We start from the raw sequence: 21,664 nt of genomic DNA on the forward strand, positions 1-21,664 counted from the left end.
GTCCGGGGCATTTTCTCAACGACGACGGAACAGCGGCAGCGGTTCGTCCGTGGCGGCCTGATAGGTCACCGAAAAGTCCTTGAGGCTTTCAAGGGCGTCGTACGGATCTTTGTCTGCGCGCAGGGCGAAGGCATCGAAACCGCAGCGGCGCATGTAGAACAACTGGTCGCGCAGTACGTCGCCAATCGCCCGCAGTTCACCTTTGAAACCGTAACGGTCACGCAGCAGGCGGGCGTTGGAGTAGTTGCGGCCATCGGTGAACGCCGGGAAGTTCAGGGCGATGACCTGGAACTGATCCACGTCGTCGCCGATTTCCTCGGCTTCTTCGTCGGCGTCCAGCCACACACCAAGACCGCCATCGCGAGCCTTGAGCATACGGGCGTGTTCACGCCACAGCTGCAGCGGGACGATCAGGTCGTCGCAGTTGCTGATCTCGTCGATGTTGAAATCCTTGGGCAGCAGGTGCCAGGTTTCGTCGACGACCTCGTTGTTCTTAATGATTCGCTGCATAGACGCGTTCCTTGAAGAGGTCGATGCCAATACGCTGGTAGGTGTCGATGAAGCGCTCGTCTTCGGTGCGCTGTTCCACGTACACGTCGATCAGCTTGGAGATCACATCCGGCATGTCGTCCTGGGCGAACGACGGGCCGAGGATCTTGCCCAGACTCGCGTCACGGCTGGCGCTGCCGCCGAGGGAGACCTGGTAGAACTCTTCACCTTTCTTGTCCACACCGAGAATGCCGATGTGGCCGACGTGGTGGTGACCGCAGGCGTTCATGCAGCCGGAGATGTTCAGGTCCAGTTCACCGATGTCGAACAGGTAGTCCAGGTCGTCGAAACGGCGCTGGATCGATTCGGCGATCGGGATCGACTTGGCGTTGGCCAGAGAGCAGAAATCACCGCCAGGGCAGCAGATGATGTCGGTCAGCAGGCCGATGTTCGGCGTGGCGAAACCACCTTCACGCAACTCGCCCCACAGGGTGAACAACTGGCTCTGCTCGACGTCGGCGAGAATGATGTTCTGCTCGTGGGAGGTGCGCAGTTGACCGTAGCTGTAGCGGTCGGCCAGATCGGCGACGGCGTCGAGCTGTTTGTCGGTGATGTCGCCCGGTGCAACACCGGTCGGCTTCAGGGACAGGGTTACCGCCACATATCCCGGCTTCTTGTGCGCCAGGGTGTTGCGGGTGCGCCAGCGGGCGAAGCCCGGGTGTTCCTTGTCGAGGGCGGCCAGTTCGGCGGTCTGGTTTTCCAGCGCCTTGTAGTCCGGGTCGACGAAGTGTTTGGCCACGCGATGCACTTCGGCTTCGGTCAGCGTGGTCTGGCCGCCGCGCAGGTGTTCCATCTCGGCATCGACTTTCTGGGCGAAGACTTCTGGAGTCAGCGCCTTGACGAGGATCTTGATCCGCGCCTTGTATTTGTTGTCACGACGGCCGTAGCGGTTGTAGACCCGCAGGATCGCGTCGAGGTAGCTCAACAGGTCCTGCCATGGCAGGAACTCGTTGATGAACGCGCCAACGACCGGAGTACGGCCCAGGCCGCCACCGACCAGTACGCGGAAACCGAGTTCGCCAGCAGCGTTGTGCACCGGCTCGAGACCGATGTCGTGGACTTCGATGGCCGCTCGGTCGGAGGTCGAACCGTTGACGGCGATCTTGAACTTGCGCGGCAGGTAGGCGAATTCCGGGTGGAACGTGGTCCATTGACGGACGATTTCGCACCAAGGACGCGGGTCGATCAACTCATCGGCCGCGACACCGGCGAACTGGTCGGTGGTGACGTTGCGCAGGCAGTTGCCGCTGGTCTGGATCGCGTGCATCTGCACGGTGGCCAGCTCGGCGAGGATGTCCGGGATGTCCTCGACCGCCGGCCAGTTGAACTGCACGTTCTGGCGAGTACTGATGTGGGCGTAGCCCTTGTCGTAGTCGCGGGCAATCTTGGCCATCATGCGCATCTGACGCGAGGTCAGCTGGCCGTAAGGCACCGCCACCCGCAGCATCGGCGCGAAACGCTGGATGTACAGGCCATTTTGCAGGCGCAGGGGGCGGAATTCTTCTTCGCTCAGCTCACCTGCCAGATAGCGTCGGGTCTGATCACGGAACTGCTTGACGCGGTCCTCGATGATCCGCTGATCGTACTCGTCGTATACGTACATATAAGTCCTGTTCTCAGGCTTTGGGCTACTCGGAAAACGCTGCGTTTTCGCTTGCTGGAGTCCGATGGTGCCTCGGCAATTACGCGCGCACGGCCGCGCACTCCCTAATGGAGCCGGGGCAATATACCCGTTTGCAGTTATGCGCAAAAGTGATGTTTGAGTATATGTAAAGAACCAAATCGCCTAACGAGAACGGGTGTCAACTAACCCACATTTGTCGTGCGGACAATCATCGTCTTAACTGTGGTCGAGTCTTTCTGCAATCACCGATAAAACCGACAAGAGGCGATGCAATGAGCAATCCAACCAAGGCAAGGAAAAGCGATAGCAGTGTCGATGCGTGGGCCATTCTGTTCCTGATCATTCTGGTCGTGGGCACAGCGGTGTTCTGGGTCAGTCATCAGTAAAACGACCCCTCCGGGCCCGCTTCCGACGATTGTCGGACAAAAAGCGGGATCAGGCGCTAATGGCCGGCGATTGAATGGCTATAATGCGCGGCCATTTTTCCCCGGGCCCGGATGTTTCATGTTCAAGTTTCTCCACATCAGTCTGCTTGTGCTGGGCCTGGCCTTTGGAGCCGGCGCGCGGGCAGAGTCTGTGCTGTTTCTGAATCCGGGCGCCACCGACGAAGCGTTCTGGGTCAGCTACTCGCAATTCATGCAGGCTGCCGCCCGGGATCTGGGCGTCGATCTGCGCATCCTCTATTCCCAGCGCCAGCCCGAAATGACTCTGGCCCAGGCCCGGGTGGCCTTGCAGGGGCCTGATCGCCCCGACTATCTGATGTTCGCCAACGAGCAATACATCGCGCCGCAGATCCTGCGCATGGCCAATCAGAGCGGGGTGAAGCTGTTTATCGTCAACGCTGCCCTGACTCCCAACCAACAGGCATTGGTCGGGGACCGGGCCGACCGCATCGGCAGCCTCGTGCCCAATGACGAGGAGGGCGGTTACCTGTTGATGAAGGAGTTGATTCGCCTGCATCCACCAGTGGCTCCCGGCGCCAGCATCGAATTGCTGGCGTTCTCCGGCCTGAAGATCACGCCGTCGTCGCAGTTGCGCGAGCAAGGCATGCAGCGGGCACTGGCCGAACATCCCGAGGTCCGATTGCGGCAACTGGTCTACGGCGGCTGGACACAGCAACGGGCCTACGAGCAGGCCCGACAGTTGCTGGTGCGTTACCCGAAAGTGTCATTGGTGTGGGCGGCCAACGACGAAATGGCTTTCGGCGCGATGCGAGCGGTTTCAGAGACCGGGAAAGTGCCGGGCAAAGACGTGCTGTTCAGCGCGGTCAATACCTCGCCTGCGGCGCTGCAGGCCATGATCGACGGACGCTTGAGCGCCTTGCTCGGCGGTCATTTCACCCTGGGAGGCTGGGCGCTGGTGGAAGTGCACGATCATGCCCAGGGCGTCGACCTGAACCGCTACGGTGGCCGCGACCGGCAGATTCCCTTGCTGCAACTGATCGACAAGGATCATGCCCGCCGAATGCTGGCCATGGGCGCTTCACCGGACTACGGCGTGCACTTTCACAAGATGTCGGCGAAGGGCCGCCCGGCCTCGTACCGCTATCCGTTCAACCTGCAGACCCTGATGCACTGAGGCTGTTCAAGCGCCTGCCAGATGCACCACCAGTTGCACGATGCCAAACAGCGTCAGGGCGAACACCGCCGTGAATGCAATGCCCAGAAAGATGAAGTGGCTGGGCTTGCCATGGGTGAAGTCCCTTGCCCGGTTCTTGCCGCTCTGCACGCCGAACGCCGCCGCCATGACGCTGTGCAGCATCTGCCAGAAAGTCGGTGGCTTGTTGTCGACTGGATCGTCCATACATCCCTCGTCTCAAAAGTGTGCCTGTTGAGCATAGCCAATCGGCTGGCGGCGTGAGAAATCGTTGGTAACGCCTGGCGGGCACCGACATAACTATCTACCACGGCAGGCAGTCTTCGAAATGGTGTGCTGACGCTTCACTTTCACAGGAGAAGCGTTATGTCATCGATCCCGACTGCCGGTATGAAGCCTGCCGCCTCACAGAGCATCCACGGTCCCTTTCTCGAACAGGCCATTCCCGATTGGTTGACGGACGCTACCTCGCAGCGCCGTGCAGAACTCAAAAACGCCGGTGCGACACTGCCGCGCGGCTACCGGCAAGCCACCCGGGCGCAGCGTCGAGCCCTGCATGACGGGTTCACCGCCAGCTTTGTCGCCCAGTCCCGGCTGGACAGGCAACTGTCATCTCTGCAGGACATCGACACGTTTGCCGAGCCTCTGCTGATCGAGGCGTTACAAGACGAGTACGGCATCGAAATGGATGTCAAAACGATCTATCTGCGCCTGAACAAAGCTGTCGAGGCCGGTGTGTTCTCGATTGAAGTGAGGGTTTATGAAGTCTTCACGCTTTCGTTGCTGCAGGCGGCCCTGCATAACTTCGAAGATTCGGAATGCGAACCGGGGGCCTTTCACCGTTCTTCCGGTTTTCTGGTCGAACTGTGGAAACCTGGAGAGTTGCTGCCCCTGACAACGCCGATGACCGTCACTCGATTCACGGCGTTATGCCGTTCGCTGGATATCGGTGCGAAGTATCAGGCCTATCTCAAGGATTTTTTTGACTCCAAAGATGCGCAGGCAACGACGGCACTGCGTGAGACTTTCATAGGCGCTGCCAAAGCCGATCTGCGCGCCGCCGCGCAGTACGCATTGTCCTGTCGCGACATCGAACCCGAGGATTACACGATGATCCTGACGGTCATAGATGGGGACCTTGATCCGCGTCTGGGCCGCAAGAACGTCTGGTTTCACGATCTGAGTCTGATGAAGCATCGGATGACAGGCTGCGTCTGTTTTTCGATCAGTGAAGACGAGCGTTATACCGATGATCTGTTGCTCTACATTCCTCATGACCCTTACCACCCGTTGAAGCGCTATACCCGCCGACAAATGGAGGCGATGTTCAAGCGAAGATTCACCGAGCGCGAGGGCTTGTCACCTGAAGATCCGACGCCGACGACCTATCAGCGGTTCTTCAGTCGCTTCGTGGCGTATGCCGACCGCGGGGACTATTTCAGCCGTTTTTTACAAGAAGCATCGTCCTCGGATCATTTTTCCGTTGATGTCATCACATTCCTCAATCCTTTCGGGAGCCTTTGGCATGTTCAGAACTGGCCTCCCTCCGGGGAGGCACCCCCCTCCGAGGATGACCCTTTTCTGGCCCCCACCGTTATTCCACGGGAGGGCGATAATCCCACGTCTGAAAATGTCGATCTGTGGAACTATCTTTTTGAACGGCACCGCGAGCGGATCATTGCCGATGCCCGCAGTCACGCTGTGCCCACGGCAGATGTCGACGAAAAAGTACGCAGCAGGAAACTCGCGGCATTACTGAACATCGGCATGCTGGTGTTGACCACCGCAGCGGGATTTGTGCCGGTGCTGGGTGAGATCATGATGGCGGTGATGGTCGGCCAGTTGCTGGAGGAATCCATTGAAGGCGTCATCGAGTGGAGCGAAGGCGATCGCAGGGCCGCCAAGGCGCACCTGATCGATGTTGCGGAAAACCTGGCTCTGTTCGGTTTGCTTGCCGGCGCCGGTAAAGCCTTTTCCCGCGTCAGGCCGGCCACGGCTGCGCCCGTAATAGAAAAACTGCGGCCAGTCACATTGGCCGACGGTGACACCCGCTTGTGGAATCCGGATCTGACCGCCTATGAAAGCCCTGTTGAACAGCTCCCTCAGGGCGGACCCAATGCTCAGGGCCAATTCGTGGCACAGGAAAAAACCTGGATCCGGATGCAGGGTCGGGCCTACGAAAAAAACTGGGACAGGGCATCCCTGCGCTGGCGTATCAGGCATCCCCGCGATCCGGACGCCTATCAGCCGATACTGAGCCACAACGGTGCTGGCGCCTGGCGGTCCACGCTGGAGCGACCGTTGACCTGGGATCGCTTGACACTGTTGCGTCGTATCGGCCACAGCGCCGAAATGCTGACCGACGAGCAATTGCTGGCCATTGCCGACATCGGCGGAGTCAGTGACGACAGCTTGCGCAGAATGCACATGGACAACCTGCCGCCACCGCCTGAACTGGCCGATGCATTGCAACTGTTCGACGTGCAACGTCAAACCGCCACGCGGGATGCACGGCTCCTCAAACTGCAGCGGGTATGTCCGGGACTCGGTGACAATGCTGCCCGGGAGGTTCTGGCCCACGCGGACGCCGAATCACTGGCGGCTTTGCAAACGTCGAAGACAGTGCCGCGCCGCCTGCTGGAGGAGGCACGCTGGTACGCCGGACAGGGAAGGGCGGCCCGAGCCTATGCCGGCCTGTATCAAGAGCATCCCTCTCTCGAAAGCGGTCGGCTGGCCTTGCGATTACTCGAAAAGTTGCCGGGTTGGCCGGGCGATGTACGGCTTGAACTTCGTGATTCACACATTCACGGGCCTTTGCTCGAGGCGATTGGCAGCCAGTCGGTCACGAACCGGGTGTACATGGTCAAGCAAGGGCCGCTGTTTCAGGCGTTCAGTGACCATGGATGGACGTTGAACGGCCGGCTCGACACTTTTTTTCCCTCGCTCATGCGTGCCTTGCCAAGGGAAACCCTTCAGGCTCTCGGGCTGTCCGGAGCTGAAAGCGGTGCCCGGCTGCAACGGACAATCATCGACTATGCAACGGCGCACCCTGAGCAGGTTCGCACGACCGAGGCACCCTCAAGTCAGAGCAAACGCGCGTACAAACCTCCGATACGCCTCCAGAATCGTCGATTTGGGTATCTCGCCAGCGGCGAGGGCGCGCTGGGGCGCCCGGGGATCAACACTTCACTCGTGGTGCAAGTGCTGGATCTCTATCCGAATCTGGATTTCAGACAGGCCAACGGAGTTGTGCTGCGAGCAATGCGTGAGGGGCAAAGCGATGCTCAGATCATGCAGTGGCTCAACGAGCGTGCGCAGGAGTGGGAACGCCTTGAATCGACCCTCGATCACTGGGCGGCCCCTGGCCCAGGTCTTGAAGAGCGTTTGATAGCCGCGCGCAACTTGAAACGCTGCTGGCGTCAAGCACCCTTGGCCGCAGGCAACCGCGGCTACGATCAACTCGATTGGGTCTGCGATGATCCCTTGCCGTCGCTGTCGGCGGGTTTTCCTCACGTCAAGTCCCTGCTTCTGCAATCGCGTCGGTCGGGAATCGGTCAGATCCGCAGTTTCCTCCGTGCTTTTCCCGAGGTTCGATATCTCGATCTCAGTGACTGTGCGCTGACAACCAATCCGGTCCCGACGGATATCCGCGCCAGACTGGTCGAACTCGACCTGTCCGGCAATCCGCTTTACAGGCTGGATGTGTCGAGCATGCCGAACTTGAAGGTGCTGAACCTGGAAGGCACGCTGCTGCAGCAGTGGCCACGGGGTGCCGAGCACCTTCAGGCGTTGCGCTGGCTGGATCTGCGCAATACCCGCATTACCACGCTGGCACCGGAGGCACTGGTCCGCGATGACCTGTTGATCAACATGCTCCTGGCTGGTACCCCCCTTGAACCGGAGACCCAAATCCGCCTGCAGGAAGCCCAATCCCGGGTCGAGTCGAGGCTGGGGCTGCCGGAGGGGGCGCTGGCGAGATTTGCCGCTGAGCCCCTGCCGAATATGAGCGTGCAACCCATGGAGCCGGGCTCCCGTGTGGCATCGCGGTTGCTGCCGTTGCCACCGGCGCCTGCTGCCGAAGAAAGTCTTTCTTCCTTCATCAATCGCTTGCAGCGAGTGATTCCCGGTCTGGTGGAGGAAGATGCCATTGACGTAATCGAGTACCTGCGCTTCGGGGCCACCGACGCGCAAGTCAATGCTCGTATCAATGACTGGAGCCAACGGTTCGAAGCGCTGACGCGCGAACTCAATGGCTGGATCTTCGTGCGGCGCAGTGTCGACCTGCGTTTCAGGCAGCCGCGGATTTCCTCGAAAGGCCGGGCGGACGCGGCGCACAGAATCATGGAGTGCTGGCAACTGGGCCTGCTTGGCGAGGTTGGCGGAACCGACCATGTGCTGGATCTGGAGGGTATTTTCGGCGTGGGGGCGTTGCCCGACCTGCCGGAAGCCTTTCCCCACGTAGCAGGTCTGAACCTCAGGGGGTTGGAACTGAGCGAGCAGGGGCTGCGAGGTTTTCTCACTTCATTCAAGCAAGTGGAAACCCTGGATCTGGCCGCCAACGCGCTGGAAAACCTGCCGGAAGCCATCGGCGGTATGGAACGACTGGAGCAATTGGACTTATCCGCCAATCGATTGCATGACGAGTATGCAGCCGAGCGATTATTGGGTTCGCTGAATCATCTCAAGCGTTTGCGCCTGAACCACAACCATTTCAGAGCCTTCAGTGCAGCGTCTCTTGAGGAAGTGGAACTGCTGGAGTTGAACCACAACCGGATCCGCTACTTCAACGAAGCGATCCCGCCCTGGCTCGAAGTGCTGCATTTGAGTGGTAACGATCTCAGGGAATGGCCGGCACAAGTGTTACGGGCCGAACGCTTGCGCACACTGAGACTGCTGGGCAATCCGATCAGGGATATTCCGGCGCAGCTCTTTGACGGGAACCATGACGAGCTGCTGGCCGACACCCGTTTATCCGGAAACTACCGCTCATTGTCGACTGCCAGCCTGCAACGGATCCGTGACTACATTGACCGTACCGGGGGCGAGTCGGCACTGGGCATCACCCGGGAGCGGCTTGAACAATGGATAGCTGACGCGGGCTGGGAGGAACCCGACGGTTCCTCCTCTTCCGAAGAGTCTGATCAGGACTGACGTTTTAGTTGTCGTAACCCAGGTTCGGCGCGAGCCAGCGCTCGGTCATGCTCAGTTCCTGACCTTTGCGCGAGGTGTAGCTCTGAACCTGATCCTTGTCGATCTTGCCCACGGCGAAGTATTGCGCCTGCGGATGGGCGAAGTACCAGCCGCTGACTGCTGCCGCCGGGAACATTGCGTAGTGTTCGGTGAGGAACACACCGCTGCGGCCGGCGCGCATTTCCTGCGCCTCGGGATCGAGCAGGGCGAACAGCGTGGCCTTCTCGGTGTGATCCGGGCAGGCCGGGTAGCCTGGAGCAGGGCGAATGCCGGAATACTGCTCTTTGATCAGCGCCTCGTTGTCGAGGGCTTCATCCTTGGCGTAGCCCCAGTGCTCTTTACGCACCTGCTGGTGCAGCCATTCGGCGCTGGCTTCGGCCAAGCGGTCGGCCAACGCCTTGACCATGATCGAGTTGTAGTCGTCGCCAGCGTCCTGATAAGCCTTGGCCACTTCTTCGGCGCCGATCCCGGCGGTGGTGATGAAACCACCGACATAGTCGGTCACTTCGCTGTCCTTCGGCGCGACGAAGTCGGCCAGGGAGAAGTTCGGCTTGCCGTCAGTCTTGATGATCTGCTGACGCAGGTGATGCAGGCGCGCCATTGGCTTGCCGTCATCGCCGTACAGTTCGATATCGTCGTCATGCACCTGATTGGCCGGCCAGAAACCGAACACCGCACGGGCGCTGATCAGTTTCTCGTTGATCAGCTTGGTCAGCATCTCGCGGGCGTCCTTGTACAGCGAGGTCGCCGCTTCACCGACCACTTCGTCCTCAAGGATGCGCGGGAACTTGCCGGCCAGATCCCAGGAGATGAAGAACGGTGTCCAGTCGATGTATTCGGCCAACACGTTGAGGTCGATGTTGTCCAGCACGCGGGTGCCGGTGAACGTCGGTTTGACCGGTGCATAGGAAGCCCAGTCGAACTGCGGCTTTTTCGCGATCGAGGCGGCGTAGCTCAGGCGTTCGGTACGGGCGCTGCGATTGGACGTGCGTTCACGCACGTCGATGTACTCCTCGCGGGTCTTCTCGACGAAACCGGCCTTGAGCTCCTTTGACAGCAACTGCGTCGCCACGCCCACGGCGCGGGAAGCGTCGGTGACATACACCACTGCGTCGTTGCTGTACTTCGGCTCGATCTTCACCGCGGTGTGTGCCTTGGAGGTGGTTGCGCCGCCGATCATCAGCGGCAGGTGGAAGTCCTGGCGCTGCATCTCGCGGGCCACGTGGACCATCTCATCCAAGGACGGAGTGATCAGGCCGGACAGGCCGATGATGTCGCATTTCTCTTCGCGGGCCACCTGCAGGATCTTCTCTGCCGGCACCATCACGCCGAGGTCGACGATGTCATAGCCGTTGCAACCCAGCACCACGCCAACGATGTTCTTGCCGATGTCGTGCACGTCGCCTTTCACGGTGGCCATCAGGATCTTGCCCTTGGCTTCCGGCTTGTCACCTTTTTCCAGTTCGATGAACGGGATCAGGTGGGCCACGGCCTGTTTCATCACGCGGGCGGATTTCACCACCTGCGGCAGGAACATTTTGCCGGCGCCGAACAGGTCGCCAACGATATTCATGCCGGACATCAGCGGGCCTTCGATCACTTCAATCGGACGAGCGAAGGACTGACGGGACTCTTCGGTGTCTTCGACGATGTGGGTGGTGATGCCCTTGACCAGTGCGTGCTCCAGACGCTTGTTGACGTCCCAGCTGCGCCATTCTTCGGTCTCGGCTTCTTTGACGCTGCCGTCGCCCTTGTACTTGTCGGCGATGGCGAGGAGGGCGTCGGTGCCTTCCGGCGTGCGGTTGAGGATCACGTCTTCAACGGCGTCGCGCAGTTCCTGCGGGATCTGGTCGTAGATCTCCAGCTGACCGGCGTTGACGATGCCCATGGTCAGGCCGGCGCGGATCGCGTACAGCAGGAACACCGAGTGGATCGCCTCACGCACCGGGTTGTTGCCACGGAACGAGAACGACACGTTGGACACGCCACCGGAGCTCAGGGCATACGGCAGCTCGTCGCGGATGTAGGCGCAGGCGTTGATGAAGTCCACGGCGTAGTTGTTGTGTTCTTCGATGCCGGTGGCCACGGCGAAGATGTTCGGGTCGAAAATGATGTCTTCCGGCGGGAAGCCGACTTCGTTGACCAGAATGTCGTAGGAGCGTTTGCAGATTTCTTTCTTGCGCGCTTCGGTGTCGGCCTGGCCGGCTTCGTCGAACGCCATCACTACAACTGCCGCGCCGTAGCGTTTGCACAGTTTGGCGTGGTGGATGAACTGCTCGACGCCTTCTTTCATGCTGATCGAGTTGACGATGCCCTTGCCCTGAATGCACTTGAGGCCGGCTTCGATCACGTCCCATTTCGAGGAGTCGATCATGATCGGTACGCGGGAGATGTCCGGCTCGCCGGCGATCAGATTGAGGAAGGTCACCATGGCCTTCTTCGAATCGAGCATCCCTTCGTCCATGTTGATGTCGATCACCTGGGCGCCGGCCTCGACCTGCTGCAGGGCGACTTCCAGGGCTTCGGTGTAGTTGTCTTCACGGATCAGACGGGCGAATTTCGCGGAACCGGTGATGTTGGTCCGCTCGCCGACGTTGACGAACAGCGAGCTGCGATCGATGGTGAACGGTTCCAGACCCGACAGGCGGCAAGCCTTGGGAATGTCCGGAATCTGCCGTGGCGCGTAACCGGCGACGGCTTTGGCGATGGCTTCGATGTGGCCCGGGGTGGTGCCGCAGCAACCGCCGACGATGTTGAGGAAACCGCTCTGGGCGAATTCTTCGATGACCTTGGCGGTGTCCACCGGCAGCTCGTCGTACTCGCCGAATTCGTTCGGCAGGCCGGCGTTCGGGTGCGCCGAAACGTGGGTGCTGGCTTTGTCCGACAGTTCTTCCAGGTATGGACGCAGTTCACGGGCGCCAAGGGCGCAGTTCAGGCCGACCGAAATCGGCTTGGCGTGGGCCACGGAGTTCCAGAACGCTTCGGTGGTCTGGCCCGACAGGGTCCGGCCGGAGGCGTCGGTGATGGTGCCGGAAATCATGATCGGCAATTCGATGTGCAGCTCTTCGAACACGCCTTGCACGGCGAAGATCGCCGCCTTGGCGTTGAGGGTGTCGAAGATGGTTTCGATCAGGATCAGGTCGGCGCCGCCCTCGATCAGGCCTTTGGTGGCCTCGGTGTAGTTCTCTACCAGCTCATCGAAGGTGACGTTGCGGTAGCCCGGGTTGTTGACGTCCGGCGACAGCGAGCAGGTGCGACTTGTAGGGCCGAGGACGCCGGCGACGAAACGCGGCTTGTCCGGGTTCTCGGCGGTCTTGGCGTCAGCCACCTTGCGCGCCAGTCGTGCGCCTTCTACGTTGAGTTCGTAAGCCAGCTCTTCCATGCCGTAGTCGGCCATGGAAATGCGGGTGGCGTTGAAGGTGTTGGTTTCCAGGATGTCGGCGCCGGCATCCAGGTAGGCTTTTTCGATGCCGCCGATCACGTCGGGACGGGTAATGACCAGCAGGTCGTTGTTGCCCTTGACGTCGGTCGGCCAGTCGGCGAAACGCTTGCCGCGATAATCCTGCTCTTCGAGCTTGTAGCTCTGGATCATCGTGCCCATACCGCCATCGAGTATCAGGATGCGCTCTTTGAGGGCTTGCTTGAGAGCTTGAAGGCGGACGCTGCGATCGGACATTGGGACTACTCGAAAAAGACCATGACGAAGGAGCGGGATCATAACAAACCTGTGCGGATTTAGAGCATGTGGCGCTTTTGCATGAATATCGCTCATGTTGGCACGGGCGTCATAACGGTAGAATCGCGGCGTTTTTATTCAGGATCAGGATCAGGGATATGTCGTACCGCGTCGTCAGCATCGTGTTGCTGTTTTTGAGCTTTGGCGCGGCGGCGCAAAGTCCTGCGATCTCGCCTGCCATTTCTTACACCCGCGATATCCAGCCGATCTTCACCGAGAAGTGCGTGGCCTGCCATGCGTGCTACGACTCGGCCTGTCAGTTGAACCTGGGCAGCGCTGAAGGCGCGGCCCGTGGCGCGAGCAAGATGCCGGTCTACGATGGCGAGCGCACTCAGGCGGCGCCGACCACGCGGCTGTTCTACGACGCTTTTGGCAAACGTGCCTGGCAGCAGAAAGACTTCTATTCGGTACTCGACGCCCAGGGCAGCCAAGCCGCGCTGATGGCGCGCATGCTGGAACTGGGGCACAAAACGCCACTGACACCCAATGCCAAACTGCCGGAAGACATCGTCCTCGGCCTGCAACGGGAAAACATGTGCGCGATGCCCGCCGAGTTCGACGGCTATGCCGGCGCTCACCCGAAAGAGGGTATGCCGCTGGCGGTGACCGGCCTGACCGATCAGCAATACCAGACGTTACAGCGCTGGCTGGCGTCCGGCGCGCCGATCGATGAGCAAGGCCTGGCGCCGAGTGCCAGGGAAGCGCTGCAGATCGTGCAGTGGGAAAACCTGCTCAATCAGCCCGGTGCCCGGGAAAGCCTGGTCGGACGCTGGCTGTTCGAACACTGGTTCCTGGCGCACATCTATTTCAAGGACGGCGAGCCGGGGCATTTCTTCCAGTGGGTGCGTTCGCGCACGCCGACCGGTCAGCCTATCGACCTGATTGCCACACGTCGTCCCAATGACGACCCGGGCACTCAGGTGTATTACCGCCTGTGGCCGGTGCAGGGCGTGATCGTGCACAAGACCCACATCACCTATCCGCTGAGCGCGGCGAAGATGGCGCGGGTCAAGAGCCTGTTCTACAACGGCAACTGGCAGGTGCATGCGCTGCCGGGCTACGGGCCCCAGAGCCGGGCCAATCCGTTCGCCACCTTCGAAGCGATTCCGGCGCAGGCGCGGTATCAGTTCATGCTCGATAACGCCGAATACTTCGTGCGTACCTTCATTCGCGGCCCGGTGTGCCGTGGGCAGATCGCAACCGACGTGATCCGCGACAACTTCTGGGCACTGTTCCAGGCCCCGGAACACGACCTGTACATCACCGACCCGAACTATCGCGGCCAGGCCACGCCATTGCTGGCCATGCCGGGGCAGAACGACGATGTCGGCAGCGTCCTGAGCCTGTGGCACGACTACCGCAACAAGCGCAACAAGTACGAAGCCCTGCGCCGGGACAGCTACGCAGATCAACCGGCGCCGAGCTGGTCGACTCTGTGGGCGGGCAACGACAATGCGCTGCTGAGTATCTTCCGCCACTTCGACAGCGCCTCGGTGACCAAAGGCCTGATCGGTGAAGTGCCGCAAACCATGTGGCTGTTCGACTATCCGCTGCTTGAACGCACCTACTACCAGTTGGCGGTGAATTTCGATGTGTTCGGCAACGTCTCCCATCAGGCGCAGACCCGGTTGTATTTCGACCTGATCCGCAACGGCGCCGAACAGAACTTCCTGCGCCTGATGCCGGCCGATTCCCGCGAGGATTACCTCGACGATTGGTACCAGAGCAGCGGCCAGTTCAAGATGTGGCTGGATTACGAGTCCATCGACGACGACAAGCCGACCGCGCTGAAGCTCGACGAAAAAGACCCGAAACACGACTTTGCCATGCAGTTGCTGGCCCGTTACGGCGACCTCAATGCGCGGCCCGATCCGATCAACCGCTGCGTGGATGCCTACTGCTCGCGGCCGAACATTGACCCGGCGCTACAAAATGCCGAACAGGCCCTGAGCCGCCTGACGGCGCGTCCTGCAGCCGGTCTGAAGGTGATCGATCAATTGCCGGAAGCGACCATGCTGCGCATCGAAACCCGCAGTGGCAAACGCGAGGTTTACAGCCTGCTGCGCAACCGGGCCCACAGCAACGTGGCGTTCCTGCTCGGTGAATCGCTGCGTTACCAACCGGGCCTCGACACCCTGACCATTTATCCGGGCGTGCTCAGCAGCTACCCGAATTTCATGTTCAACATCCCGGCGGATCAGGTGCCAGTGTTTGTCGATGCCATGGAAAGCGCCAAGGATGCGCCGCAGTTCGAGAAAATCGTCGAACGTTGGGGCATCCGCCGCAGCCATCCGCAGTTCTGGTTCTATTTCCATGACCTGAGCCAGTACATCCATGAGACCGACCCGGTGGAGGAGGGCGTGCTGGACATGAACCGGTACGAGAATCTTTGATCGACCTCTGAGGTTGTCCTAGTGTCACAACTCATGGACGCACCGCAAATCCACTTTGGAAGCGGTGATCGGGATGTTGTGACCTGGAGCGACCTCAATGTTGATCTCAGTGCAAGCCCTGCGCGCACTGGCCGCCTGGATGGTGGTGGGGCATCACGTCATGCAGATCTTCTTCGATTTCGAGCCCGGCGGGCCGATTGGGCGAATGTTTGTCGATCAGGGCGCGGCCGGCGTGGACGTGTTTTTCGTCATCAGCGGTCTGGTGATGTTCCTCTCCACTGCTGATAAAAATCTGTCGCCGTGGCGTTTTATGGCCCTGCGACTGATGAGGATTGCGCCGGCCTATTGGTTTTATACGGTGGTGAGTGCGATTTTGCTGGTCGTCTTGCCAGCGGCGTTCCCCGGCGAGCGCTTCGGCTGGCCGAACTTCATGTTGTCTTTGTTGTTCGTCGCCAGCGACAACCCCGGCGGCTTCGGCATCTACCCAACCCTGAACGTGGGCTGGACCCTGAATTTCGAGATGTTGTTTTATCTGCTGTTCGCCGGAGCATTGTTGTTTCCTGTCAGCACGCGGATTGCCGTAGTGGCGGTGCTGCTGTTTCTGGTCTGCAACGTACTCACAGGCCTGGGCTGGATCAGCGAGTTTTACCGATCGGACCTGGTAGTTGAGTTCTTGCTGGGGATGGGCGTCGGCATGCTCTATCGCCGTGGCTGGATCAAACCGGGGCTTTGGGGGCCGATATTTGCAATGCTGGCGGCGCTGGTGGCGATTCATGTGTGGATCGGCGAGTATCAGGCGCTGGCCTGGGGCGTGCCGGCTGCCGTTCTGGTCATGTCGGCCCTGTCACTGGAGCGATTTGCCCGCCGCAGTCGATTGCTGAAACTGCTGGGGGACTGCTCTTACTCGGTGTACCTGATCCACACGCTGATTCTGATGCTCGGGCATTATCTGGCGCAGCGCTATTCGCTCAGTCCGTACGTCGTCATTACGGTCTGTCTGATCTTGATTGGTGCGGGCAGTCTGGCCAGCTATAAATGGATCGAAAAGGCCGGATACCGGCACTTTCAGCGCTGGAGCGACCGTCCGTCACCAGCCTGAGGGGCGGTATTTTATTCCGACAAAAATACTGGGACTTTGTGCCGCGCGCCGATTGGCGTAAACTCCGCCCAAGCCTGCGAGGAGTTTCCATGACCGCTATTACCATTACCGACGCCGCCCATGATTACCTGGCCGACCTGCTGTCCAAGCAGAACACCCCGGGTATCGGCATCCGCGTCTTCATTACCCAGCCTGGCACCCAGTACGCCGAAACCTGCATTGCCTACTGCAAGCCGGGCGAAGAGAAACCTGAAGATACCGCGCTGGGGCTGAAAAGCTTCACTGCCTACATCGACTCGTTCAGCGAAGCGTTCCTCGACGATGCTGTCGTCGACTACGCCACCGACCGCATGGGCGGCCAGCTGACCATCAAGGCGCCAAACGCCAAGGTTCCGATGGTCAACGCCGACAGCCCGATCAACGAGCGCATCAACTATTACCTGCAAACCGAAATCAACCCGGGGCTGGCCAGCCACGGCGGTCAGGTCAGCCTGATCGATGTGGTTGAAGACGGCATTGCCGTGTTGCAGTTCGGTGGCGGTTGCCAGGGCTGCGGCCAGGCGGACGTGACCCTGAAGGAAGGCATCGAGCGAACCTTGCTCGAGCGCATTCCGGAGCTCAAGGGCGTTCGCGACGTGACCGACCACACGCAGAAAGAAAACGCCTACTACTAAGGCGTTCGCTGCGGCATGAAAAACGGCGCCCCGTGAGCGCCGTTTTTTATGGTCGATACAAATGTGCGTGACCCGCGCGATACAGCGACGACTCACTGAAATGATCGCTGCCCAACACCCGCCCGACCAGAATCAACGCCGTACGCCGAAAGCCTTTGGCCGCCACCTTCTCGGCAATATCCTCAAGCGTCCCGACGACCCAGTCCTGATCCGGCCACGTCGCCCGGTGGATCACCGCAATCGGGCAATCCGCGCCGTAATGCGGCAGCAGCTCGGCGAGGATCTTCTCCAGATGATTGACCCCCAGATGAATCGCCATGGTCGCCCCGTGCTGCGCCAGGTTGCCCAGTTCTTCCCCGACAGGCATCGCCGTCTTGTCTGCGTAACGGGTCAGGATCACGCTTTGCGAGATGTCCGGCAGGGTGAGTTCGGCGCCCAGTAGCGCGGCGCAGGCGGCGGTGGCGGTGACACCGGGGATGATTTCGAACGGGATTTGCAGCTCGCGCAGATAACGAATCTGCTCGCCGATGGCGCCATACAGGCTCGGATCGCCCGAATGCACCCGCGCCACATCCTGGCCCTTGGCATGGGCGGTCTTGATCAGGTCGATGATCTGTTCCAGATGCAATTCGGCGCTGTTGACCACGGTTTCTGCCGAATGACCTTCCAGTACCGCAGCCGGCACCAGCGAACCTGCATAAATGATCACCGGGCAGCTGCGGATCAGTCGCTGGCCTTTGACAGTGATCAATTCCGGGTCGCCGGGGCCGGCGCCGATGAAGTAAACGGTCATCGTTGGATCCTGTGAAAGTAGGGCGGATCGAGGCTTCAAGAGCGCTTCAGATGAAGAATGCTCATGATCGAAAGCGGGGATTATCGGGATTTTACGCGGCGCCGGCCAACGCCAGTGTTGCCTGAGCGTACTTTTGCCGGGAGATCAGCAGTTTTGCCGGGGCCTGGATCAGCTGTTCGGCCAGCGCCAAAGCAGCGCTTTCCGCTACGCCGTAGCAACCGGTGCGTTCGAAGGCGATCTGTGAATGATGACTCAGTCGTTGCTGATAACTGGCCAATTCTTCGCTGCTGAAATACAGCAACGGCAGCGCCAGTTGTGCCGCCAGTTCCTGCAGGCCGGGTTCGTCGCGCTTCAGGTCGATGCTGGCCAAAGCCTTGACTGCTTCGAGTTCGATGCGATGGGCCTGCAAGGCCTGGTCGAGCAAGGCGCGCAGCGTACTGGCCGGGCAGCCGCGCTGGCAGCCCAGGCCGACCACGAAGGTCGGCGCTGCGCTGTCATCGGTCATGCGTGGTATTGACCATCGCTTTTGCGACGGAACAACCAGGCGCTGATCAGGCCCAGGGCCAGCCAGAACGCCACGTTGGTCAGCTGCGAAGCGATTTTGAACTGAGCTTCCAGCGCTTCCGGGGCGAGCATCGAGTGCACTTCCGGTTGCGGTGCGCCGATTACATGCGGCACAGCGAGGATCGCCACGCCGAGGATCTTCAGCAGCCAGTTGCCGCCGAACGCGATCAGCGCCAGGCCGACAGCGGTCGAAGCAGCGGTGCCGATCCACCACATCTGGCGCGAAGCCAGGTCAGCGGCGGCGGTGCCTGGCAGCTCAGGTGGTAACCCCATGGTCGGAGCGAGCACGAATGTCGCGTAACCCGCCAGACCCCAGAGCAGGCCTTGCGAGGTCTTGGTCGGCGCACGCAGGGTGTACAGGCCCGCCAGCATCAGGGCGAAACCTACGGCTACGACCAGGTTGCCGCCGGTGGTGGAAACCACGCGCTGCCAGCCGTTTTCCGGTTCCCAGGCTTCGGCATCGTGGGTGTGGGCAGTGGTGCCGGCGGCGTGTTCGTGGACTTCGGCCACCGGCTCGGCCTTCTCGTAGGTTTCTGCCTGAAGAATCAGCGGCGAAACCCAGAAGCTTTGCAGCAAGGTCAGCAGCAGGGCGGCCAGAAGGCCGGTGAAACCTGCGGTCTGCGCAATACGCTTGATCATGTCGTCAGGTCTCAGTGGCACGGGAACGCGGCGCTGTGGCGGGTATCGTGCGCGGCGTTGTGCACCGCTTCGATGTGCGAGAAACCGGCGAAGTAGACCAGGCTGGCGCCCAGGATCGACGCGAAGATCGCAGCGGTCAGGCGTTGGCTCAGGGTGGTGGTGCTGGAGATTTTGTCCGTGTTGCTGCCGGTGCTGCTGATGATCGACATGGCGCTTCCCTCTGGAGTGTCAGCGGGTGAATGGAGCGCATGAAACCCCCTGCGAGCGGGCACGCAGAGGTTCGAACAGCGCCCGCCCACCGCGGGTTTGTTATGTTCAGTGACGCAAGATGCGTACTGTGTGTTGCGGGCCGGTCTCCGGGCTCACGAGGGGTGGCTGTCTGCCGACCTGCAAGCGTCACCTTCCCATGCCCGTGGGCACAGTGGATCTGACGCTCTCTCGCTTACCGTTGCGGGGGCAGCACCGGACTGACATGGCTTTAGAGTAAAGCACATGATTCACCGGTTTCCCGTTTCACCCTGTGAAGGGCACCCGTAACAAGTTGTGTAGGAGACCATGCGGGGGGGATTTCAGTCAATTGGATTGGGGGCATATCCGTTGCTGCGGTTATGGCCGCTTAGGGTTCCGCCCTTACGGCGGGTCACTTTTGACAAACGCCTCAAAAGTAACCAAAAAGGCTTTACCCTGACGTACGGCCCCTCGCTGAGGCTCGGGGTTCCTTCGCTCCGGGATCGATCCGGGGGCATCGCCTACGGTTTGCTTCGCTGCACCTCCTCTCGATGTGTTTGGCTTCGCCAAACGGTCGCTGCGCTCCCACCCCGGATCAATCCCTCCACTCAGCCTGCCGACGGGCACTGCGATCAAAAGCGGTACTCGAGCTAACGCTCATCGTGTTGAGTGGGGAGGAGCGGGGCGTGTTCGGCTTTGGTTTTGTGGTGGGTTTACCCCTCACCCCAGCCCTCTCCCCTAGGAGAGGGAGCCGATTGGTGTGCTTTTCAAAGCCTGAGTTCAACACGGTATCGCACGTCGGCGTATCTCTCCCAAACAACTCGGTCAGCCCCCTCTCCCTCCGGGAGAGGGCTAGGGTGAGGGGCTCTTGATCTTGCTTTTGCTCTCCAGCCCCTTCGGCAGGCCGAGCGGAGGTGTCCATCAGGGGGTAGGCGCGCAGCGCCGTGCGGCGAAGCCGCATACATCGAGAGGAGGTGCAGCGAAGCAAACCGTAGGCGATGCCCCCTGATGGACGCCGTAGCGAGGGAACACTGAGCCTTAGCGAAGTGCCGTACGCCGGGGGAAGCCTTTTTGGTTACTTTTTCGGCGTTTGGAAAAAGTGACCCGCCGTAAGGGCGGAACCCTAAGTGGCCATAACCGCAGCAACGGATATGCCCACAAAACCAACCTCCCATTGACCCATCACGAACCCATGCGTAGCCTTGCGCTTTCGAGGTTCTTCGGCCCACGCCGAAGCTAAGAAGGGAACGCGGTCCAAGCCGCGGCTGCCCCCGCAACTGTGAACGGTGCTGTTTGCTGCCACGCCACTGCCAACTCAATCCAGAGCCAGCGGGAAGGCGCAGCGAATACCGGGCCAAGGCCCGAACACCGTCAGCCAGGAGACCTGCCTCGTCACAGATTCTCACTTTCAACCGGGCGGGGTGATCCGGTGGCGAACTCTCCAGGCACGCACCCGCGTTGCCGGTCTCGTCCCGTATGCCCGCCACCTTGCCAAAGGGCATCCGATGAAAACACTGGCCAAACTCCCCGTCACCATCGTCACCGGCTTCCTCGGCTCGGGCAAAACCACCTTGCTGCGGCACATGCTCGACAACGCTCAGGGCCGCCGCATCGCAGTGATCGTCAACGAGTTTGGCGAGCTGGGCATCGACGGTGAAATCCTCAAGCAGTGCACCATCGGCTGCACCGAAGAAGAAGCCACCGGTCGCGTCTACGAACTGGCCAACGGCTGCCTGTGCTGCACCGTTCAGGAAGAGTTCTTCCCGGTGATGCGCGAACTGGTGGCCCGTCGCGGCGACCTCGACCACATCCTGATCGAAACCTCGGGCCTTGCCCTGCCAAAACCACTGGTGCAAGCCTTCCAGTGGCCGGAAATCCGCAGCGCCTGCACCGTGGACGCGGTCATCACCGTAGTCGACAGTCCGGCCGTAGCCGCCGGCACTTTCGCCGCGTTCCCGGATCAGGTCGACGCCCAGCGTAAACTCGATCCGAACCTGGACCACGAATCGCCGCTGCACGAGCTGTTCGCCGACCAACTGGCCAGCGCCGACCTGGTAATCCTCAACAAGGCCGACCAGACCAGCCCTGAAGACCTCGCTCGCGTACGCCTGGAAGTCGCCGAAGAGCTGCCGCCAGCGGTAAAAATCATCGAGGCCAGCAACGGCCGCCTGCCACTGGACGTGCTGATCGGCCTCGGCGCCGGTTCCGAGGAACACATCGACAGCCGCCACAGCCATCACGATCACCACCACGGTGAAGGCGATGACGATCACGATGACCACGATCACGACGCCTTCGACTCGATCTCCATCGAACTGCCGCAAGCCGACGAAAGCCTGCTGCTCGATGCGCTGACGCAACTGGTGGTCCAGCACGGCATCCTGCGGGTCAAAGGCTTCGCGGCGATCCCGAACAAGCCGATGCGTCTGCTGATCCAGGGCGTGGGTACGCGTTTCGACAAGCACTTCGACCGTCAGTGGGGCGCCGATGAAGCGCGCATCACCCGTCTGGTATTGATCGGTCAGGAACTGGACGCGGCCCAGCTCGAAGCGCAACTGCGCGCCGCGCTCAGCGTTTAA

At 60.7% G+C, this 21,664-nt stretch carries 14 protein-coding genes and 2 riboswitches; of the genes, 6 read left to right on the forward strand and 8 right to left on the reverse strand.

Going from position 1 to position 21,664, the window contains the following annotated elements; all coding sequences use genetic code 11:
• Nucleotides 1-15: 15 nt before the first annotated feature.
• Together ACKLNA_RS04055 and ACKLNA_RS04060 are read right to left on the reverse strand one after the other, a co-directional pair.
• On the reverse strand, nucleotides 16-510 hold the full coding sequence (locus ACKLNA_RS04055; protein ID WP_085730747.1) for a DUF934 domain-containing protein: 495 nt from the start codon (nucleotides 508-510) through the stop codon (nucleotides 16-18).
• A complete protein-coding gene (locus ACKLNA_RS04060) occupies nucleotides 494-2,152 on the reverse strand; it encodes a nitrite/sulfite reductase (protein WP_265814293.1) in 1,659 nt (552 codons plus the stop codon). Before ACKLNA_RS04060 ends, ACKLNA_RS04055 begins: the two co-directional genes overlap by 17 nt.
• 525 nt (nucleotides 2,153-2,677) lie before the next feature.
• On the opposite strand from ACKLNA_RS04060, the gene ACKLNA_RS04065 reads away from it, so the two are divergent.
• Nucleotides 2,678-3,751, forward strand: a complete 1,074-nt coding sequence (locus ACKLNA_RS04065) for an ABC transporter substrate-binding protein (RefSeq protein ID WP_408984943.1) — start codon at nucleotides 2,678-2,680, stop codon at nucleotides 3,749-3,751.
• A gap of 6 nt (nucleotides 3,752-3,757) precedes the next feature.
• On the opposite strand, the gene ACKLNA_RS04070 is transcribed toward ACKLNA_RS04065, so the two are convergent.
• Complete coding sequence (locus ACKLNA_RS04070; protein WP_065257810.1) at nucleotides 3,758-3,976, reverse strand: DUF2970 domain-containing protein; 219 nt, start codon at nucleotides 3,974-3,976, stop codon at nucleotides 3,758-3,760.
• 159 nt (nucleotides 3,977-4,135) lie between these two features.
• Here ACKLNA_RS04070 and ACKLNA_RS04075 point away from each other — a divergent pair, with 159 nt between their 5' ends.
• Complete coding sequence (locus tag ACKLNA_RS04075) at nucleotides 4,136-8,920, forward strand: dermonecrotic toxin domain-containing protein (protein ID WP_408984944.1); 4,785 nt, start codon at nucleotides 4,136-4,138, stop codon at nucleotides 8,918-8,920.
• A gap of 4 nt (nucleotides 8,921-8,924) precedes the next feature.
• Here the strand turns inward: ACKLNA_RS04075 and metH are convergent, their stop codons facing one another.
• Nucleotides 8,925-12,635 carry a methionine synthase gene (gene metH / locus ACKLNA_RS04080; protein ID WP_408984945.1) on the reverse strand — a complete coding sequence of 1,237 codons (3,711 nt, stop codon included), beginning with the start codon at nucleotides 12,633-12,635 and terminating at the stop codon, nucleotides 8,925-8,927.
• Between the two features lie 158 nt (nucleotides 12,636-12,793).
• On the opposite strand from metH, the gene ACKLNA_RS04085 reads away from it, so the two are divergent.
• The 3 genes from ACKLNA_RS04085 to nfuA all read left to right on the forward strand — a co-directional run bounded on the left by ACKLNA_RS04085 (nucleotide 12,794) and on the right by nfuA (nucleotide 16,861).
• On the forward strand, nucleotides 12,794-15,088 hold the full coding sequence (locus ACKLNA_RS04085) for a fatty acid cis/trans isomerase (RefSeq protein WP_408984946.1): 2,295 nt from the start codon (nucleotides 12,794-12,796) through the stop codon (nucleotides 15,086-15,088).
• 97 nt (nucleotides 15,089-15,185) lie between these two features.
• The gene (locus tag ACKLNA_RS04090) at nucleotides 15,186-16,187 is read left to right on the forward strand and encodes an acyltransferase family protein (RefSeq protein WP_408984947.1); all 1,002 of its coding nucleotides are present in this window, start codon (nucleotides 15,186-15,188) and stop codon (nucleotides 16,185-16,187) included.
• A gap of 89 nt (nucleotides 16,188-16,276) precedes the next feature.
• On the forward strand, nucleotides 16,277-16,861 hold the full coding sequence (nfuA, locus tag ACKLNA_RS04095) for a Fe-S biogenesis protein NfuA (protein WP_007959519.1): 585 nt from the start codon (nucleotides 16,277-16,279) through the stop codon (nucleotides 16,859-16,861).
• A 46-nt stretch (nucleotides 16,862-16,907) separates the two neighbouring features.
• On the opposite strand, the gene cobM is transcribed toward nfuA, so the two are convergent.
• From cobM to ACKLNA_RS04115, 4 genes are all read right to left on the reverse strand, one after another.
• Nucleotides 16,908-17,654, reverse strand: a complete 747-nt coding sequence (cobM, locus tag ACKLNA_RS04100) for a precorrin-4 C(11)-methyltransferase (protein WP_408984948.1) — start codon at nucleotides 17,652-17,654, stop codon at nucleotides 16,908-16,910.
• Between the two features lie 91 nt (nucleotides 17,655-17,745).
• Nucleotides 17,746-18,159: a cobalamin biosynthesis protein gene (locus ACKLNA_RS04105; RefSeq protein ID WP_085710087.1), complete on the reverse strand. Its 414-nt coding sequence runs from the start codon at nucleotides 18,157-18,159 to the stop codon at nucleotides 17,746-17,748.
• Nucleotides 18,156-18,857 carry a CbtA family protein gene (locus ACKLNA_RS04110; RefSeq protein WP_408984949.1) on the reverse strand — a complete coding sequence of 234 codons (702 nt, stop codon included), beginning with the start codon at nucleotides 18,855-18,857 and terminating at the stop codon, nucleotides 18,156-18,158. Before ACKLNA_RS04110 ends, ACKLNA_RS04105 begins: the two co-directional genes overlap by 4 nt.
• 11 nt (nucleotides 18,858-18,868) lie before the next feature.
• Nucleotides 18,869-19,066: a CbtB domain-containing protein gene (locus ACKLNA_RS04115; RefSeq protein ID WP_016983301.1), complete on the reverse strand. Its 198-nt coding sequence runs from the start codon at nucleotides 19,064-19,066 to the stop codon at nucleotides 18,869-18,871.
• Nucleotides 19,067-19,186: 120 nt separating this feature from the next.
• Nucleotides 19,187-19,407: riboswitch (cobalamin riboswitch) on the reverse strand.
• A gap of 874 nt (nucleotides 19,408-20,281) precedes the next feature.
• A riboswitch (cobalamin riboswitch) is annotated at nucleotides 20,282-20,492 on the forward strand.
• Nucleotides 20,493-20,590: 98 nt separating this feature from the next.
• Here ACKLNA_RS04115 and cobW point away from each other — a divergent pair.
• A complete protein-coding gene (gene cobW, locus ACKLNA_RS04120) occupies nucleotides 20,591-21,664 on the forward strand; it encodes a cobalamin biosynthesis protein CobW (RefSeq protein ID WP_085710085.1) in 1,074 nt (357 codons plus the stop codon).

The organism is Pseudomonas sp. UV AK001, assembly GCF_046097675.1.
GTDB lineage: Bacteria > Pseudomonadota > Gammaproteobacteria > Pseudomonadales > Pseudomonadaceae > Aquipseudomonas > Aquipseudomonas kribbensis.